Origin of the sequence: Streptomyces sp. NBC_00016 (assembly GCF_045040885.1) — a bacterium.
GTDB classification, from domain to species: domain Bacteria; phylum Actinomycetota; class Actinomycetes; order Streptomycetales; family Streptomycetaceae; genus Streptomyces; species Streptomyces coriariae.
Map to the genome: position 1 here is coordinate 2,574,916 of NZ_CP108304.1, position 18,249 is coordinate 2,593,164.

At 72.6% G+C, this 18,249-nt stretch carries 14 protein-coding genes; 5 read left to right on the plus strand and 9 right to left on the minus strand.

The genetic code is table 11. The annotated features are described in order from the left end of the window. Positions 1-19: 19 nt before the first annotated feature. The 3 genes from OG933_RS11315 to OG933_RS11325 are packed head-to-tail and all read right to left on the minus strand — an operon-like array spanning position 20 to position 3,059. The gene (locus OG933_RS11315; RefSeq protein ID WP_405626839.1) at positions 20-1,294 is read right to left on the minus strand and encodes an ABC transporter substrate-binding protein; all 1,275 of its coding nucleotides are present in this window, start codon (positions 1,292-1,294) and stop codon (positions 20-22) included. Then, positions 1,294-2,127 carry a carbohydrate ABC transporter permease gene (locus OG933_RS11320; protein WP_405626841.1) on the minus strand — a complete coding sequence of 278 codons (834 nt, stop codon included), beginning with the start codon at positions 2,125-2,127 and terminating at the stop codon, positions 1,294-1,296. The genes OG933_RS11315 and OG933_RS11320 overlap by 1 nt, the downstream gene beginning before the upstream one ends. After that, positions 2,124-3,059 carry a carbohydrate ABC transporter permease gene (locus OG933_RS11325; RefSeq protein WP_405626843.1) on the minus strand — a complete coding sequence of 312 codons (936 nt, stop codon included), beginning with the start codon at positions 3,057-3,059 and terminating at the stop codon, positions 2,124-2,126. The genes OG933_RS11320 and OG933_RS11325 overlap by 4 nt, the downstream gene beginning before the upstream one ends. A 176-nt stretch (positions 3,060-3,235) precedes the next feature. Here OG933_RS11325 and OG933_RS11330 point away from each other — a divergent pair, with 176 nt between their 5' ends. Continuing rightward, entirely contained in the window at positions 3,236-4,099 is an 864-nt protein-coding gene (locus OG933_RS11330; RefSeq protein ID WP_405626846.1) for a phosphotransferase enzyme family protein, read from the plus strand. Between the two features lie 126 nt (positions 4,100-4,225). Here OG933_RS11330 and OG933_RS11335 read toward each other — a convergent pair whose 3' ends face one another. The 4 genes from OG933_RS11335 to OG933_RS11350 form a co-directional block, all read right to left on the minus strand. Further along, on the minus strand, positions 4,226-4,948 hold the full coding sequence (locus OG933_RS11335) for a 3'-5' exonuclease (RefSeq protein ID WP_362525123.1): 723 nt from the start codon (positions 4,946-4,948) through the stop codon (positions 4,226-4,228). 108 nt (positions 4,949-5,056) lie between these two features. Continuing rightward, positions 5,057-6,325 (minus strand): SAV2148 family HEPN domain-containing protein, encoded by a 1,269-nt coding sequence (locus OG933_RS11340; protein WP_020125314.1) that lies wholly within the window; start codon positions 6,323-6,325, stop codon positions 5,057-5,059. A 71-nt stretch (positions 6,326-6,396) separates the two neighbouring features. Then, the gene (locus OG933_RS11345) at positions 6,397-7,743 is read right to left on the minus strand and encodes a copper amine oxidase (protein WP_405626847.1); all 1,347 of its coding nucleotides are present in this window, start codon (positions 7,741-7,743) and stop codon (positions 6,397-6,399) included. A 76-nt stretch (positions 7,744-7,819) separates the two neighbouring features. Further along, positions 7,820-8,641: a Tat pathway signal sequence domain protein gene (locus OG933_RS11350; protein WP_405626848.1), complete on the minus strand. Its 822-nt coding sequence runs from the start codon at positions 8,639-8,641 to the stop codon at positions 7,820-7,822. Between the two features lie 197 nt (positions 8,642-8,838). On the opposite strand from OG933_RS11350, the gene glgX reads away from it, so the two are divergent. The 4 genes from glgX to OG933_RS11370 all read left to right on the plus strand — a co-directional run bounded on the left by glgX (position 8,839) and on the right by OG933_RS11370 (position 16,095). After that, complete coding sequence (gene glgX, locus OG933_RS11355) at positions 8,839-10,947, plus strand: glycogen debranching protein GlgX (RefSeq protein WP_405626849.1); 2,109 nt, start codon at positions 8,839-8,841, stop codon at positions 10,945-10,947. Between the two features lie 80 nt (positions 10,948-11,027). Continuing rightward, positions 11,028-13,379, plus strand: a complete 2,352-nt coding sequence (gene treY, locus OG933_RS11360) for a malto-oligosyltrehalose synthase (RefSeq protein ID WP_405626850.1) — start codon at positions 11,028-11,030, stop codon at positions 13,377-13,379. Positions 13,380-13,771: 392 nt separating this feature from the next. Continuing rightward, a complete protein-coding gene (locus tag OG933_RS11365) occupies positions 13,772-14,713 on the plus strand; it encodes a nitroreductase/quinone reductase family protein (protein WP_405626852.1) in 942 nt (313 codons plus the stop codon). 131 nt (positions 14,714-14,844) lie between these two features. Beyond that, a complete protein-coding gene (locus OG933_RS11370) occupies positions 14,845-16,095 on the plus strand; it encodes a M14 family zinc carboxypeptidase (RefSeq protein WP_142266687.1) in 1,251 nt (416 codons plus the stop codon). Between the two features lie 115 nt (positions 16,096-16,210). Here OG933_RS11370 and OG933_RS11375 read toward each other — a convergent pair whose 3' ends face one another. Beyond that, positions 16,211-16,666, minus strand: a complete 456-nt coding sequence (locus tag OG933_RS11375; RefSeq protein WP_362268910.1) for a subtilase-type protease inhibitor — start codon at positions 16,664-16,666, stop codon at positions 16,211-16,213. After that, positions 16,663-17,991 (minus strand): M14 family zinc carboxypeptidase, encoded by a 1,329-nt coding sequence (locus OG933_RS11380; RefSeq protein ID WP_405626854.1) that lies wholly within the window; start codon positions 17,989-17,991, stop codon positions 16,663-16,665. Before OG933_RS11380 ends, OG933_RS11375 begins: the two co-directional genes overlap by 4 nt. Positions 17,992-18,249 lie beyond the last annotated feature (258 nt).

Consider the following 18,249-nt stretch of genomic DNA (forward strand, 5'->3'; position numbering starts at 1 on the left):
CACCGCGGAGAGCCCAGCTTCACCGCTGGTAGCGCGCCAGCACCAGGTTGCCGTCCTCCTCGAGCCGCTCGCGCAGGTCACCGAGACCGATCGCCCCGCTGTAGTACTCCTGGAACGCGGGGGTGGCGACCTTGTCCTTCCACTCGGCATAGCCCCGGACGGACTGGGCGGGTGCCGGGCGCAGGTGCTCGGCGAGGGCGGTGCCGGTCGCCCAGTCGTCCTTCGTCGTGTGCAGGGCGGGGTCGGCGAGGGCCTGCGTGCCGGTCGGCAGCATCCAGTCGCCCAGCGCGAGCCGCACCATGTTCTTCGGCCGGAGCAGGAAGTCGATGAACGCCGCCGCCTCCTTCTTGTGCGGGCTGTCCTCGGCGACGGACAGCGTCTGCGGGCTGACCCCCTGGGCGAGTCCGTCGGCGCCCGCCGGGGCGGGCAGCACCTGCCAGTCGAACCCCTCGGGCGCCTGCTGCACGATCTGCTGACGGTAGGAGAAGCCGAGCGGGACCATCGCGTACCGGCCGCCGAAGAACCCCGGCAGCGTGTCCGAGCCGCCGCTGCCCAGTGTCGTGGGCGAGGCACTGCGGTCGGTGCCGACCTGGTCGTGGACGGTGCGCGGTACGACCTCGTCGCCGGCCTCGAAGCGGACGGTGACCTTTCCGTCCGCCCCCCGGTGGAAGAGCTGTCCGCCCGCCGACAGGGAGAGGTTGAGGGTGGCGGAGACGGGCTCCTTCAGCGGCCAGGCCACGCCGTACTTGCCGTCGCCGCTGAGCTGCTCCGTGATCTGCCGGAACTCCGCCCAGCTCCAGGGGTGTTCTGGGGTCGGGATGCGTACCCCGGAGCGCTTCAGCCAGGTCGCGTTCGCGACGAGTACGCGCGGCTCCTGGAGGAACGGCACACCGTAGACGCCGTCGCCGAAGGTCGTCGTCTCCCAACTGCGCCGCGGGATGTCCGACGTGAGACGGGCGGGCAGCAGCCCGGTCAGGTCGGCGAGGTAGCCCCCGTAGGCGAAGTCGGCGAGGTCGTCGGAGGCGTCGTGGATGATGTCGGGGGCCTCGCCGCCCTCGAAGGAGGTGAGCAGCTGGTCGTGGACGCTCGACCAACTCCCCTGCACGTACTCGACCTTGACGTCGGAGTGGGTGGCGTTCCACTCCTTGACCAGGTCCTTGTTGGCCTGGACGGACTCCTCCTGCCAGGCCAGGGACTGGAAGCGGAGGGTGACGGGGCCGTCGTCGTCCCCTCCGTCGGCGGTGCAGCCCGCGAGGAGCAGCAGGGCGGCCACGATCAGCGCTCCGGTCCGCATCAGCTCTTCACCGCCCCGGCGAGCATGCCGCCCGTGATCCGGCGCTGGACGATCGCGAAGACGACCAGCGAGGGGAGGGTGGCGAGGAAGGCGGCGGCGGCCAGCGGGCCCAGGTCGGCGACGCCCTCCGTGCCGATGAAGTGGGTCAGGACGACCGGCAGGGTCTGCTTCTCAGGGGTCTTCAGCAGCACCAGCGCGAAGAAGAACTCGTTCCACGCCGTGACGAACGCGAACAGCCCCGTCGCCACGATCCCGGGAGCGAGCAGCGGCGCCGTCACGGAGACCAGCGTCCGCAGCCGCCCGGCGCCGTCGATCGCGGCCGCCTCCTCCAGCTCGACGGGGACGGCCCGCACGTAGCCGACGAGCATCCACAGCGCGAAGGGCAGCGCCCACACCACGTACACCATCACCAGCCCCGGCACGGAGTCGATCAGCCGCAGGTTCTTCAGCACCAGGAACAGCGGGATGATCACCAGCACGAACGGGAAGGCCTGGCTGACCACCACCCACCCGGACACGGCCCGCGCGAGCCGGGTGCGCCGGCGGGCCATGACGTACGCCATCGGGGTGGCGAGCGCCACGGCGAGCACGGCGGCGCTCACCGCGGCGATCAGGGAGTTGAACGCGGCGTGCAACAGGGGCTGTTCGTCGAACGCCTGGCGGAAGTTGGCGAGGGTCGGGTGCTTCGGGATCCAGGTGGGGTGCAGGCTGCCCAGTTCGCGCGCGGGCTTGAAGGCGACGGAGAGCAGCCAGAGGAAGGGGAAGACGAGGAAGACGAGGTAGCCGAGCAGGGCCGTGTACTGGGCGGCCCGGGCCGCGGGACGGGTCCTCACGCGTCGTCACCTCCCCTGATCCGGCCCACCAGGAACAGGGCCAGGAACACCGAGATCACCGCGACCATCACACAGCCCATCGCCGCCGCGTAGCCGAACTGGCCGTAGCGGAAGGCCTCTTCGTAGGCGAAGAGCATGGGCAGCCGGGTGCGGCCGCCGGGGCCGCCGTTGGTCAGCACATAGACCAGGGCGAAGGAGTTGAAGTTCCAGATGAAGTTGAGGGCCGTGATGGCGAGGGCGATGGGCCGCAGCGCGGGCCAGGTGACGGTCCGGAAGCGGCGCCAGGAGCCCGCGCCGTCCACCGCGGCCGCCTCGTGCAGTTCTCTCGGGGTGTTCTGGAGGCCGGCGAGCAGGGCGACCGTCGTCTGCGGCATGCCGGCCCACACGCCCACGACGATCACCGCGGGCAGGGCGGTCGCCAGCCCGCTGAGCCAGTCCCGCCCGTCCCCCAGACCGAGGTCGCGCAGGGTCTCGTTGAGGATGCCGGCGTCCGGGTTGTAGACGAGCCGCCACATGACGCCGACCACGACCTCCGGCATCGCCCAGGGGACGATCGCGAGGGCGCGGGCCAGCCGGCGCAGCCGCAGGTCCTCGTTCAGGAGCAGGGCGAGCCCGAGGGCGAGCAGGAACTGCGGGACGGTCACCCCGACCGCCCAGACCAGGCCGATCCGGAACGACTCCCAGAACAGCGTGTCGTGCAGCAGGTCGGAGAAGTTGAGGACGCCGATCCACCGGGTGGGCGCGGTGCGGCCCGACTGGGCGTCGGTGAAGGCCAGCAGGATCCCGTACAGCAGCGGGCCGACGCTCAGGGCCAGCACGGGGATCAGGGCGGGCAGGACGAGGAACCACGCGCCGTGGTCCGTACTGCCGCGCGGCGGGCCGGTGCCGGACGCGCGTCGCACGGTCCGTCTCTTCTCGGTCGCCAACGACACCGGATCGGCCCCCTTCCCGCGGCTGTGACGGGCCCCGCCATGGTCGTGAAGGTGCTGTACCCCGTCAAGAGACCGTGCGCACGGCCCGATCTGTGCGAATGCGACACTGGCCGTCGGATGGCCGGATCACGACGCGTCCGGCAGGTTTCGGGCGGCGCACCACACGGAGGCGGACGATGGACGAGGCACGGGCGCGGGACGTACTCGGCGCGGCGGACGTACTGCCGAGCCCGGTGGCGGACGCGCGGCTCCTCGCCCTGGGCGAGAACGCGGTGTTCGCCGCCGGTGACCTGGTGGTGAAGGTGGGCCGGGACGCCGAACTCCTCGACCGGGCCCGGCGCGAGCTGGCGGTCGCCGCCTGGCTGGCCGGGGCGGGTGTCCCGGCGGTGCGGGCCGCCGAGCCGGAGCCGCTGCTCGTCGAGGGGCATCCGGTGACCCTGTGGCACCGGCTGCCCGACCCGGTGCGCCCCGCCGAGCCACGGGATCTGGCCGAACTCCTGCGTCTGGTGCACGAACTGCCCACCCCGGGCTTCGGCCTGCCCGCGCGTGATCTGCTGTCGGGGGTCGAGCGCTGGCTGCGGCTCGCGGGCGACGCGATCGACCCGGCGGACGCGGCGTATCTGCGCGAGCGCCGGGACGGCTTCGCCACGGCCGCCGCCGCGCTCACCCCGCATCTGCCGCCCGGCCCCATCCACGGCGACGCGCTGCCCCGCAATGTGCACATCGGGCCCGACGGCCCGGTCCTGGTCGACCTGGAGACCGTCTCGGCCGATCTGCGCGAGCACGACCTGGTGGTCATGGCGCTCTCCCGCGACCGGTACGGGCTGCCCGCCGAGGCCTACGACGCCTTCACCGAGGCCTACGGCTGGGACGTGCGGGAGTGGGCGGGCTGCACGGTCCTGCGGGGCGCCCGCGAGACCGCGAGCTGCGCCTGGGTAGCCCAGCACGCGCCCGCCGACCCCAAGGCGCTGGCGGAGTTCCGGCGTCGGGTGGCGTCGCTGCGGGACGGGGACGAGGCGGTGCGGTGGTATCCGTTCTGATCCGGGTGCTGCGGGCGTGGCGGGCCGCCGCCCGGCCAGGGAAGAACGCCGGCGGGTCCCCGTCCGACAGGTCCCCGTCCGACGGCCGGTGAGGGCGGTCGGGCCGGGGTCGGGGTCACGGGCGCGTCAGACGGTCTTCTCCGCCGGCTCCCGCACCGGCCAGGCGCCGTCGATCACCGCGTCCGCGTCCCCCTTGCGGCGCAGGAAGCTCTGGAAGTCCGCCGCCCACTCGGCGTACCACTCGATCTGGCGGCGGTGCAGCTCCGCCGGGCCGAGGGCCGCGACCTTGGGGTGGCGGCCGGCTATCGCGCGGGCGAGGCGGGCCGCCGCCAGGGCGTCGGCCGAGGCGTCGTGCGCGGAGTCGAGGAGGACACCGTACTCGGCGCAGACCGCCTCGAGGTTGCGCTTGCCGCGCCGGTAGCGGTCGACCGAGCGGTCGATGGTGTACGGGTCGACGACCGGTGCCGGGTCCAGGCCGCCCAGGCGGTCGCGCAGCGAGGGCAGGCCGTGACGTCGCAGTTCGGCGGAGAGCAGGGTCAGGTCGAAGGCGGCGTTGTAGGCGACGACCGGGACGCCGGTGCGCCAGTGGCCCGCGAGGACGTCGGCTATCGCGTCCGCGACCCGGTCGGCCGGGGCGCCTTCGCCGGCGGCCCGCTCGTTGCTGATCCCGTGCACCGCGACGGCGTCCGCCGGGATCTCCACGCCCGGGTCCGCCAGCCACTCGCGGTGTCCCAGGACCTGCCCGTCCCTGACCTCGATCACGGCTGCCGTGACGATGCGCGCCTCGCGCGGGTCCGTCCCGGTCGTCTCCAGGTCGAAGCCGACAAGCAGCTCCCGGTACCAGGCCATGGTGGCCCCCCTTCTTGGTGGTGCTTCCCCCAGTGGTCTCCACCCTCGCATGCACCACTGACAATCAGAGGATCGCGTTCCGCTTACCCGCCCGCCCCAACGGATAATTCAGGACACCGGCCGCGAGTCCGCCCAGGCCAGTTCGAACTCCTCGCGGTATGCGGAGAAAAGTCCGCCATCGTCCATCTCGCCCGACTTGACCACCCGGTTGCCGTTGCGCAGCACCAGCACCGGCGCCTCCATGCCACGCATCCGCCGCAGATAGGACTGGATCACCGCGATGCCGTCGGTGCCGTCGCCGTCGACCAGGTAGGCGGTGAAGCGGGGCGTCTCGTCGTACACCTGGATCTGAAAGGCGCCCGGGTCGCGCAGCCGGGCGCGGACCCGGCGCATGTGCAGGATGTTCATCTCCACCGCGCGGCTCAACTCGCCCCTCTTCATCCCGAGTTCGCGCTCGCGGCGCTTGACCGCACTGGAGGCCGGGTTGAGGAAGAGCAGCCGGACGCGGGCACCGGCCTCGGCGAGGCGGACCAGGCGGCGGCCGGAGAAGTTCTGCACGAGCAGGTTGAGGCCGATGCCGATGGCGTCGAGGCGGCGGGCGCCGTCGAAGATGTCCTCGGCGGGGAACCGGCGCAGCAGCCGCACCCGGTCGGAGTGGACGGCGACCACGTCCGCGTACCGGTCGCCGACGAGGTCCTCGACGGCGTCGACGCGCAGCCGGCGCGCCGAGGGCACGTCGCCGCTGGTGCCGAGCATCTCCAGCAGGCGCGCGGAGGCCCGCTCGGCCTGGCCGAGGACGGCCTCGGACAGGGCCCGGTTGCGGGAGACGACGTTGCGGGTCACCTCCAGCTCGTCCAGGGCGAGTTCGACGTCCCGGCGGTCGTCGAAGTACGGCTCGAAGCACGGCCAGTGCTGCACCATCAGCTCGCGCAGCTGCGGCAGCGTGAGGAAGGAGATGACGTTGTCGTCGGCCGGGTCGAGCAAGTAGCCCTTGCGGCGGCTGACTTCGCGTACGGCGACCGCGCGCTGCACCCACTCCTGGCCGGCGGGCCCGGCCGCGGCGACCACCCACTCGTCGCCGTGGACGGGTTCGTAGATGGGCCGCAGCACGGCGGCCACGACGGCGCGCAGCCGCTGTTCGACGAGGTTCAGCCAGATGTAGGCCCGGCCGGCCCGCTGGGCGCGGGTGCGTACCTCGCGCCAGGCTTCGGCGTCCCAGTCCAGCTCCGGTCCGATGGCGTTCGTCTCCATCGGCCGGGCCAGGGACACCGTGCCGGGCGGGACGTCTGCGGAGCCCCCCTCGTGACCCTCGTCACCAGGGGGCAGCTCCAGCCCTCCCGAGCCCACCCGCGCACCGCCTTCCGCTCCCCCGAGCATCCCCGTCCCAACGATCAAGGAAGGGTACTCCGGGAGCGGCGGGCGGTGCAGCCGGATGGACAGGTCGTTTCTCAACTACCGCTGTTCGACTGTCCGTTCTGTCCCGCCAGTGCGGACGGAGTGAGCGGATTCATAGCGGTGACGTCCCTGGGGACGAGCGAGAAGCCCTGCCAGTGGACCGGCATGGGCTGCTGGTCCTCGTCCCGGGCGATGTGGTGGAAGCCCACGTTCACCCAGGTCACGGGGTGGGTGAGGGTCTGTCCGTTCACCCACTTGTCGACGGAGGTGCCGTGCAGCGGGCTGCCGCAGTCACGGACGTTGTTGCTGGCGTACTGCTCGCACTGGTTGTACTGCGTGAAGTAGACGTCGTGCTGGGTGAACTTGCGCCCGGAGTACTTGGTGGTGGCGCCGGGGACGAGCTCGTAGGAGCGGGCGTGGCCGTCCTTGTTCTTGCCGGTCGCGCTGACCACCCGCCACCAGCGCATGTTCTGGGCGTCGCCCGCGATTTCCTTCGTGACGGGCGTGCGGGTGGTCTTGGCGGTCGGGCCCTGCTGGCCGCCCGCCGGCGGGCTGACCACCGAGTCGTACTGCTCGACCTTGGTGGCCGAGGAGCCGTCGAGGCCGAAGTCGAGCCGCCAGAAGACGTTGTGGCTGTGGCTGGTGGCGTAGGACTTGGCGCCCTTGCCTATCGGCCAGCCGCGGCCGTCGCCGGCGTCGTAGTCGAAGGGCGAGAGGCTGCCGGTGGCACCGACGTTCATGTTGACGGCGCCGTCGTCGGAGAAGCGCCACTCGGTGATGTACTCGTACCAGCCGACCTTGTTGACGGTGTAGATCAGCAGGTCCTTGCCCTGGGCCTGGAAGACCTTGTTGCCGGTGTCGGACTGCATGCGGTAGGCGTGGCCGCGCGAACGGGTCGTGGTGCACAGGCCCTTGACGTTCGGGTTGTCGGAGAAGGACTCCGGGACCTTCACCGTCCTGATGGTGCCGCCGGGGCACTCGGCGGGAGCCATGTTGACCAGGCCCGAGCCGAAGTTGTAGTCGGTGATGTCGTTGTACTCGTTCTTGCCGTCGTCGTACGGCACGTGGATCTGGGCGATCTTGGCGCTGTTGAGGACCCTGATCGGCTTGGCCTCGCCGGGCGGCTGGTAGGAGACCTTCTCCAGCACCAGGCCGGACTTGGCCTCGAAGCGCCAGCACATGCGCCAGGTCGTGCCGGTGGCGAGCTTCTGTTCGATGCGGTAGGCGGCGCTGCAGTCGGCGGCCGCCGCGGGGGCGGCCTTCGGCTGGGCGGCGGCCGGACCGGCTCCGGCGGCCGTGCCGGCGGCCAGCGCGGCCACGCAGAGGCCGACGGCCGCGCCCCTGTGGGCACGGCCGGTGCCCTGCGGCCGGAGGCCGCCGATCAGATTCGGAACACGCATGAGGACATGACTCCCTTTGCCTCCCGCTCCGGGAAGCAGGTCGGAAAACGGACGTGGAGGTGGGCCTGCCACGGATTCAGCCGGTGAGCCGGGCGACCTTGCGGGTGCTGAGGTCGATCACCAGGGACCGGGCGTCGATCCACGGGCCGTTCTTGACCTTCGGCAGCAGCCGGACGCAGCGGTGTTCCCCGCACTTGTCGAGGACGGCGGGCTCGGCGCCCGGCACCGCCCGGTAGATCATGGACGCGAGCTGCAGCTGGTCCGGGGAGGTGAGCTGCTTGCCGGTGGCGTCCTTGAAGTCGGCCTTCAGGCCCGCGCCGAGCGGGTCGGCGATCAGCAGGCTCGCGGCCTCGGTCTGCTCGGCGGCGCTGAGCGGCGGCTGGACGCCGTGCCGGCTGCCGGTGCCCTCGACCTTGCCGGTGTCGAGGTTGACCGTCTTGGTGACGAGCGCGTCGTCCTTGTAGTCGTAGAACGACACCACCGCGCGCCGGGGCGCGTCCGGGTCGTCCACCTCGTCGGCCGCGGGCTCGGCGAGGTCCACGCCGAGGCGCTGCGGGCCGCGGTCGCCGTCCACGTCCTCGCTGGCGTTGAACTGCTGCCGGCTGAGCGCGATCTTCTCGACCCGCGTGATCTCGTCGTCGGTGAGCGGGTCGCGGCCCTCGCCCTTCGTGCCCTCGGCGGGCGCCTCCTCGACGACACCGGGCTGTACCGCCGCCGCCGGGTCGCCCTGCTGCTGTCCGGCCGCCTGCCGGGTGCTCTGCCCGTCCTTGCCGCCTCCTGTGTCGTCCGCCCCCGCCGTACCCGGCAGGGTGATCCCCACCATCACGGCCGTCGCGGCCACCGCGATGGCTGTACCCGCCACCACCTTGCCCAGGTGGCGGCGCACTGTCGTGCGCACAAATTCCCCCTACTCCCCCTGTTGCCCGGGAGTACGTTTCTGCCCCACTGGTTCGGCACAGGACGTGGGTCACCTGTCGTCCTGCGCACTGGTCGTCGGGTAAGAGGGGCGTAAGTCACAGGTGGTTCCCTCACTTTCCTGGAGACTCGACGTCAAGGCGCCCCCGACGGGGCGAGACACCTGAAAGAGTCGTGTCCATGCAGGTCTGGCCTGGAGAGGCGTATCCCCTCGGTGCCACGTACGACGGCGCCGGCACGAACTTCGCGGTCTTCACGGAGGCCGCGGACCGAGTAGAGCTGTGTCTGCTGCACGACGACGGCTCGGAGACGGCGGTGGAACTGCGCGAGAGCGACGCGTTCGTCCGGCACGCGTACCTGCCGGGCGTCATGCCCGGACAGCGGTACGGGTTCCGGATGCACGGCCCCTACGAACCCGCGCGCGGGCAGCGCTGCAACTCGGCGAAGCTGCTGCTCGACCCCTACGCGAAGGCGATCAGCGGTGCGGTCCGGTGGGGCGAGGAGGTGTACGGCTACCACTTCGACGCCCCCGAGCGGCGCAACGACCTCGACTCGGCGCCCCACACCATGACGTCGGTCGTGGTCAACCCCTACTTCGACTGGGGCGACGACCGCAGGCCGCGTACCGAGTACCACCACACGGTGATCTACGAGGCCCATGTGAAGGGCCTGACGATGCGCCACCCGGGGCTGCCGGAGGAGCTGCGCGGGACCTACGCGGCCCTCGCGCACCCGGCGGTCATCGAGCATCTGACGGAGCTCGGGGTGACGGCCCTGGAGCTGATGCCGGTGCACCAGTTCGTCAACGACCACCGGCTGGTCGACATGGGCCTGAACAACTACTGGGGCTACAACACGATCGGTTTCTTCGCCCCGCACAACGCGTACGCCTCCTGGGGCGACCGCGGTCAGCAGGTCCTGGAGTTCAAGTCGGCGGTGCGGGCGCTGCACGAGGCGGGGATCGAGGTCATCCTCGACGTGGTCTACAACCACACCGCCGAGGGCAACCACCTGGGCCCGACGCTGTCCTTCCGGGGCATCGACAACCAGTCGTACTACCGGCTGACGGACGACCCGCGCTACTACATGGACACCACGGGCACCGGTAACTCCCTGCTCATGCGGTCCCCGCACGTCCTCCAAATGATCATGGACTCGTTGCGGTACTGGGTGCTGGAGATGCACGTCGACGGGTTCCGTTTCGACCTCGCGGCGACGCTGGCCCGTCAGTTCCACGAGGTGGACCGGCTGTCGTCGTTCTTCGACCTGGTCCAGCAGGATCCGGTGGTGTCCCAGGTGAAGCTGATCGCGGAACCGTGGGACGTGGGCGAGGGCGGCTACCAGGTGGGGAACTTCCCCCCGCTGTGGACCGAGTGGAACGGCAAGTACCGCGACACCGTGCGGGACGTGTGGCGGGGCGAGCCCCGCGCGGTCGGCGAGTTCGCCTCCCGGCTGACCGGCTCCTCCGACCTCTACCAGGACGACGGCCGGCGCCCGCTGGCCTCCATCAACTTCGTGACCTGCCACGACGGGTTCACCCTGCACGACCTGGTGTCCTACAACAACAAGCACAACCAGGCCAACGGGGAGGACAACCGGGACGGCGAGAGCCACAACCGGTCCTGGAACTGCGGCGCGGAGGGCGCGACCGAGGATCCCGGGGTCCTGGAGCTGCGGGCCCGGCAGATGCGCAACTTCCTCGCCACCCTGATGCTGTCCCAGGGCGTGCCCATGATCAGCCACGGGGACGAGTTCGGACGCACCCAGAAGGGCAACAACAACGCCTACTGCCAGGACAGCGAGCTGGCCTGGGTCCAGTGGCCCGAGGAGGGCAGCGAGCTGCTGGACTTCACGCGCGCGCTGGTGTGGCTGCGCAAGGAGCATCCCGTCTTCCGGCGGCGCCGCTTCTTCCACGGCCGGCCGGTGGAGGGCACGCACGACGAGCTGTCGGACATCGCCTGGTTCACTCCCGAGGGCAACGAGATGGCGCCGCGGGACTGGGACCGGGCACAGGCGTCCGCGCTGTCGGTGTTCCTCAACGGCAACGCGATCTCCGAGCCCGGCGCGCGCGGCGAACGGATCACCGACGACTCCTTCCTGCTGATGTTCAACGCCTCCGCCAAGCCGCTGGAGTTCGTGGTGCCGGTCGACCACGGGCGGCAGTGGCAGGTGGTCGTGGACACCGGGAACCCGGAGGCGCCGGCGCCGGGCGCGGGCCCGAAGGTGCAGGCCGGGGCCCGGCTGACGCTGGTCGACCGGAGCATGACGGTGCTCCAGCGGCCGACCTAGCCGATCCGTGGGCCACGGGAGCGACCCGCCCGGAGGGGGGATCTGACACGAAACGCGGCGGGACGGGTACGTAGGTTGTCATGACCCCTGAGCGACGTGACGCCTCCGTTCCCGTGCCGCCCACGGCGACCTACCGGTTGCAGCTCCAGCCCGAGTTCCCGTTCGAGGCGGCGACGGCGGCCGTGCCGTACCTGGCCTCGCTCGGCGTCTCGCATCTGCACCTGTCCCCCGTCCTGGAGGCCGTGCCGGGCTCCCCGCACGGCTACGACGTCGTGGACCCCACGCGCGTGCGTGCGGAACTGGGCGGGGAGGAGGGGCTGCGGGCGCTGGCGGGCACCGCGCGGGAGCACGGGCTCGGGCTGGTGGTGGACATCGTGCCGAACCACATGGCGATGGCCCCGCGTCACAACCACGCCCTGTGGGAGGTGCTGCGCGAGGGGCCGAAGTCGCCGTACGCGCGCTGGTTCGACATCGACTGGGAGACGCAGGGCGGCCAGGTGCTGGTCCCGGTGCTCGGCGGCCCCGTCGGGTCGGAGCTGGCGCAGCTGCGGGTGGACGGCGACGTCCTGCGCTACTACGACCACGTCCTCCCGTTGCGCGAGGGCACCGAGGGGCTGCCGCTGCCTCGGCTGCTGGACGCCCAGTGGTACCGGCCGGTGTGGTGGCGGCTGGCCCGCACCGAGCTGAACTACCGGCGCTTCTTCAGCATCTCCGAGCTGATCGGGGTGCGGGTGGAGGACCCGGAGGTGTTCGAGGCCACCCACGGCACGATCCTGCGGCTGCTGCACGAGGGCGTCGTCGACGGGCTGCGCGTGGACCACCCCGACGGCCTCGCCGACCCCGACGCCTACCTGGAGCGGCTGCACACGGCGAGCGGCGGCCGCTGGACGGTCGTCGAGAAGATCCTGGCCGACGGGGAGCGGCTGCCGGACTCCTGGCCCGTGGCCGGCACCACCGGCTACGACGCCCTGCGCCATGTCGACGGCCTCTTCACGGACCCCGAGGGGGCCGGGGAGCTGCTGGACCGCTACCGGCGCTTCGCGGCCCCGCAGACGGACCGGGGCGGCGAGTGGGCGGCCACGGTACGCCGGGCGGCGTACAAGGTGCTCACGCACGAGCTGGCGGCCGAGACGGAGCGGCTGACGCGGGCGGCGTCCCGGGTGTGCGCCGCGTCGGCCGACCCCGGCCTGCGCGACCGGGCGCCCTGGGCGCTGCGCACGGCCCTGGAGGAGCTGCTCGTGCGCATGGAGGTGTACCGGCCGTACACCTCGGGCGACCCGGCCGCCGTCGTCACCGAGAAGGCGGCCGCCGAGGCGCGGCAGGCGTTCGTCGTGCCGGAGGAGGCGGGCGCCGTCGACGTGGTGCGGAAACTGCTGCTCGGCGGGGAGGGGCCGGCCGGGGCGGACTTCCGGGCGCGGTTCGCGCAGACGGCGTCGGCGCTGCGCGCCAAGTCGGTGGAGGACACGGCGTTCTACCGGTACGTGCCGCTGTCGGCGGCGAACGAGGTGGGCGGCGACCCGGGCGCCCCGGGGGTGTCCCCGGCCGGCTTCCACGCCTATTGCGCGCGCGTGCAGCGCGACTGGCCGGCCACCGGCACGGTCGTGTCGACGCACGACACCAAGCGCAGCGCCGACGTGCGCGCCGCGCTCGCCGTGCTCACCGAGTGCCCGGGGCGCTGGGCGGACGTCCTGGAGGAGGTCACCCGCGCGGAGGAGGGCGTGCCGGACGGACAGCTGGCGTGGGCGGCCTGGCAGACGGTCTTCGGACTCGGCCCGGCGGCCCCGGAGCGCGTCCAGGAGGCGCTGCTCAAGCACGCGCGCGAGGCGGGCCTGTACACCAGCTGGACCGAGCAGGAGCCGGCCTACGAGGAGGCGGTGGCCGCGTTCGTGGCGGCGGGGCCGTGCGGGGCGCCGGGCGAGCGGGTGGCCGCGCTGCGCGGCGCGCTGGAGCCGTACATCCGTGCCAACGTGCTCGGTACGGCACTGGTGCATCTCACGATGCCCGGGGTGCCGGACGTCTACCAGGGCACGGAGAGCGAGTACCTGGCGCTGGTGGACCCGGACAACCGGCGCCCGGTGCGGTTCCCGCCGGAGGATCCCGGCGCCAAGGGCACGGTGACCGCGGCCGCGCTGCGGCTGCGCCGGCGGCGGCCGGAGGTCTTCGGGGACGCCGCGGGGTACGAACCGTTGCCCGCCGAGGGAGCGGCCGCGGCCCACTGTCTGGCGTTCGCGCGCTCCGGCCGGGTCGTCACGGCCGTGACGCGGCTGTCGCTGCGGCTGGCGGAGGCGGGCGGCTGGCGTGGGACCCGGCTGGCGCTGCCCCCGGGGACGTGGGTCGACGTCCTGGCTCCCGAGCGGGAGTTCACGGGCCACGCGCGCGTGGCGGAACTGTTCGAGCGGCTGCCGGTGGCCCTGCTGGAGCGGGCGGAGTGAGGCCGCGGGGTGATCTTCGGCGTTGACAGGTGGGGGCCGGGTGCATGTAATGGAGGCGGTGTCGCGTGACGCCGGCCAAAGAGCAGTGGGCTGGCCGGCGGTCGGGCGAACACCCTTCTTCGAGGGACACGCCATGAGTTCACACTCCGCGCCCCGCGGCTGACCCAGCACTGACGCACATCGCTGCGCGCTTTCCTTTCCGCGCCGGCTCTTCGCGCTCTGCGTGCGTTTCCTCTGTGCATCTTCTCTGCGTTTCCTCCTTCACGCCCTTCCCTCGCCTTTCGCGGCACCTTCCTGTGTGCCCTGCGCCCTGTGCCCTGCGCCCTGTGCCGCGTGCCATGCGCCTGGCGCCGTGCGCACGCTCACCATGACTTCCGGAGAGACCCACCCGTATGCCCACGTCGTTCAATGAATCCGTCATCGAGCAGTTCCGCGCCAACGGCGGGAAGGCCGGCGGCCCCTTCGAAGGGGGGAACCTGCTCCTGCTGACGACCACCGGCGCCGAGTCGGGGACCGCGCGGACCACGCCGCTCGGCTACGTCCGCCACGGCGACGCGCTCCTGGTCGTCGGGTCCGGTCCCGGGGCCCCGAACCATCCCGACTGGTACCGCGACCTGCTCGCCCACCCCGTGGTGCGGGTGGAACTCGGCACCGAGACCTTCCAGGCGCTCGCGGTCCCCGCCGAGGGGGCCCGGCGCGCGGAACTCTTCGAACACGCCGTACGGACCGCGCCCGGATACGGCGACCATCAGGCCCGCACCGCCCGCTCCCTGCCCGTCGTCGTACTGGAGCCCGCCGAGCCCGACGGCTGGGAGGGCCTGCGCGAGGTCCATACCCTCGCCGACAAGATCATGGAGGTACACACCTGGCTGCGCGGTCAGTTGCGTCAGGTGGCGGCGCAGGCCGATGCCCACTTCGCCGCCCGGGCGGCCCACGAGGGGCCCGGTGAACCGCCCGCTCCGGGCCTCGGACTGCAGATCCGGCAGCGCTGTCTGGCGTTCTGTCAGGCGCTGCGGTTCCACCACGTCAGCGAGGACGCGCATGTGTTCCCCACGATGGCCCGCCACCACCCCGACCTGGCCGACACCTTCGCCCGGCTCACCGAGGAACACCGCACGGTCGCACGCATCCAGGACGAACTGGTGACCCTGCTGGCGGGCGTCCAGATCGCCGACCCCGAGCGCTTCCGTACCGAACTGAACGCCATGACAAGGGAGTTGAACGACCACCTCGACTTCGAGGAGGAGACGATCGTCCCTCTGCTCGCCGAGGTCCCCTGGCCGCCGGCCCCGCCCGCCCGGCCGGCCGGCGCAGGGAGGGAGCGCGAGGAGTGAAAGCCGGACGGTCGTACCCTCCGCCGGAGCGCACATCCGAGCGCCCCTGGAGCCTCCCCCCAGGCGTTCTTGACAGTTCACAGAGACCATGGGGTACTGCGGAGGCGAAGGCCGGGCGGACCAATACGGGGGTGAGTCTCCTGCCGGAGCTGCGCTACCCCACTGTGACCGAACTGACTTTTTCCGTACGGGCGTTGGCCGCGTTCCAGCCCGGGATGTGCGCGCTGCGGCAGGTAGGGGTCTCCCGTGCGGGCCGACCCCTGCATCTGCTGTCCGTGGGACACGCCCGACGGGCCGTGCTCGTCGTCGCGGGTGCCCACGCCAACGAGCCGACCGGGGGCTCGACGCTGCTGGCGCTGGCCGAACGGGTCGTGCAGGAGCGGGAGTTGCGGGACGGTACGTCCTGGCACTTCCTGCTGTGCGCCGACCCCGACGGGGCGAGTCTGCATGTGACCCCGGCACCGCGCAGCCTGCTGGAGTACCACCTCGGCTTCTTCCGGCCCGCCGGTCCGGAGCAGCCGGAGTGGTCCCCCGCCGTGCTGCCGCCGGACCGGCTGCCTCCGGAGACTCGCGCACTGACCCGGGTCATCGACGAGCTGCGGCCCTACCTGCAGGTGACGCTGCACGGCACCGATCTGGGCGGCAGCTGGGTGCAGCTGACCAAGGACATCCCGGGTCTGGCCGAGCCGTTCGTCAAGTCCGCGGCCCAGTTGCACATCCCGGTGGAGACGGGCGCGTCCGACGCGGCGGGCTGGCCCGCGTCCGGGCCCGGCGTGCACGTGATGCCGGCCGCCGGGACGGAGGCGGCGTACCCGAGCATGCCCGACGACGCACGGCACAGCACCTGGTACCACGCCCATCGCTACGGCGGTCTGACCGCGGTGGTGGAGGTGCCGATGTGGGCGAGCGACATGGTGGACGACCCCGCCCCGCATCCCGCCCCGGCCGCGGCGATACGGCGGCTGGCGCGACGGCTGCTGCGCGACACCACGGAGGTGGAGCGGGTGCTCGTCGAGGCGCTGCCGCGTCTGGAGGGCGTCGACGGGCCCCTGCTGCGGGCGGCGAAGTGGGCGCTGGAGCTGGTGCCCGGGCTGGCCGCGGACTGGACGGACACCCCGCCCGCCGACACGACGATGGCGTACGTCGGCAGCGTGGACGCCTTCGCCCGCCGGCTGCCCCTGCGGGCGGCCGCGATGCTGTGGCGGGTCCTCCAGGAGAGCGACGACCACGCCGCCCCGCGGCTGGAACAGCTCGTCGAGACCTGGAGCGACGCCTTCGCCTGTCGCTTCCGCGCCCGCTGGGTGCCCTTGGAGCACCAGGTCGAGCACCAGTCCCGCACGGTCGTCGCGGCGGCCCTGCACGCGCGCGAACGGGCGGCGTGACGGGCGGGACGACCGGCTCCGTGCGGGGCGCCGTGCCGGGCGGCCCGGCGGGCGGGACGACGGACGGGGCGGTGGCCGCGGGCACGCGCGTGTGCCCGCGACCGTCCTGGCCGGGTCAGACCTCGGGCACCTCCTGGTCGTCCAGGGCGAACACCGCCCCCGTCAGCGCCTCCCGCTCGCAGTCGTTGCCGAAGGTGCGCTCGTAGTCGACCGGGCGCCCGTTCCACTGCCCCTGCGCGCGGACCGTCACCGGCGCGTACATGAGCGGGCAGATGCGGCTGCCGTCCGCGGTGAGGGCGTCGACGTCGCCGTCGGCCCGCGCCAGGACGTCGCAGGCCTCCGCGGCCCGCGAGTGGCCCTGGGGCGGGTCGCACAGCAGCAGGGTGCCTCGGGTGTCGCTGGAGCGGGAGTCGCCCCGGGTGACGGTGAGCTGGAGCCAGTTGCCGGGGACGGCGTCGTGGGAGGCCGCGAGGGCCGGGGCGGCGCCGACGGCGAGCAGGAGGGCGGCCGCGGCCGGAAGCGCGCGTCGGACGGCTTTCGCCGGCCGGAGACAGGTGAGGAAGTACGTCATTCCCGATGCATCGGCACGGCCGGCTGTGTACCCCAGTCCGACTCACTCGAACGGGCACCGGCGGGCTCGGCGGCACGGCGGCCGGCCAGCTCGAACGCGGCGAACACGACCCGTGCCTGGTACTCCGCCTGGCGCGCGACGGGAATCCAGCGCGCCCCGCACTCCTCCTGGTAGTCGGCGCACCACGCGTCGATGAGTGCGTCCAGCTCCGGCAGCGCGCCGACGGGGTCCCTTCCGGCGCCGGTGACGAGCTGGTGCAGCAGGCCCGCCGTCCGGACGGCGATCCGGCGGCCCGCGATGCGCAGGGCGGTCAGATGGGCGGTGCTGAGCGGGGGCAGCGGGCGGGCGGAGTCGGCGGTGGCGGGGTCCCAGGCGTCCGCGAGACCGGGGCAGACCAGTAAATAGTCGTCGACCGGGGCGAGCAGACGGGCCGCGTCGGGGGCGTCGGCGAGGTGGGGCCGCACCCGCGCGAGGATACGTTCCAGCAACTGTGCGTCATGGCGCAGGGCAGAGCTCACCGTCCGCAGTGCCGCGTCCCGGTCGGCGGGCGGGGAGCCGTCCTCGACGGCGGCGACGCCCCACATGGGCGCCTCGACGACCGCGGTGACCGTGCCGTGGCGGTGGGGGTGGTACCAGGTCGACTCGACGGCGGCCTCGGTGATGGCGGCGGCCAGGTCACGCGGGCGCGGTGGCGGTATCCGGTAGACGGCGGGTCCCAGGCGCGGCCAGTACAGGGTGTCGTAGGGCCCGAGTTCGCGGGGGATACCGAGCCGGGCGGCGGCGTGGGCGACCCGCCGGGAGAGTCCGGGCAGGTCACGGGTGAGTTCCACGAAGGCGCCGCCGACGTCTACGCCGTGCAGCGAGCACTGGAAGAAAGGTTTCAGTTCGTCCTGGAGCCGGAGCAGCGCACGGGTCTCCGGCAGCGCGGCGGCGGCCGCGCCGTCGGGCAGCCACTCGGGCTGTTCCAGGAAGCCCGGCCGGAAGAAGTTACGGAAGTAGCGGCCGAGGCTGTAGGGGCCGGTCAGCCAGCCCTCGTTGCGGCGCAGGCCGTCGGGGTCGAGGCAGAGCAGCAGGTTCCAGGTGGCGTCGGCGCCGACGGTGAACCGTGGGTCGGCGAGGACGCGTTCGGCCAGCCGCAGGACGGTGGCGCCGCCGACGGGCTCGTTGGCGTGCGGTCCGGCGACGACGAGGACCTGGCGGGCACCCCGGCCGACGGAGAGCAGCCACAGCGGCGAGCCCGCGCGCGAGACCCCGACGCGGCGCAGCCGGACGTCCCCGGAACCACGGACGGCGAGCGCGGCCGCGCGGGCCGCGAGTTCGTCCACGGTCGGGTAGCGGAGGAGGGGCGGCAGGGCACACCTCCCACAGGGCGGCGCCGTCGGTTCACCTGGTGTGTCTGGTGTACGCACAGTGAGTCATGGGCCGGGGGTACGTCAACACCGCGGTAGGTGTGGGGACTTGAGCGGACCGTGGCGACTCGGGCGAGCCGGAGGGTCCTGTCGGCCCACCGGGACGCCGTGGTTCGACGGGCCGCATCCGGGCCGACGGGCCGACGGCGCCGAGGGGCGGCGGCAGTCCGGTCC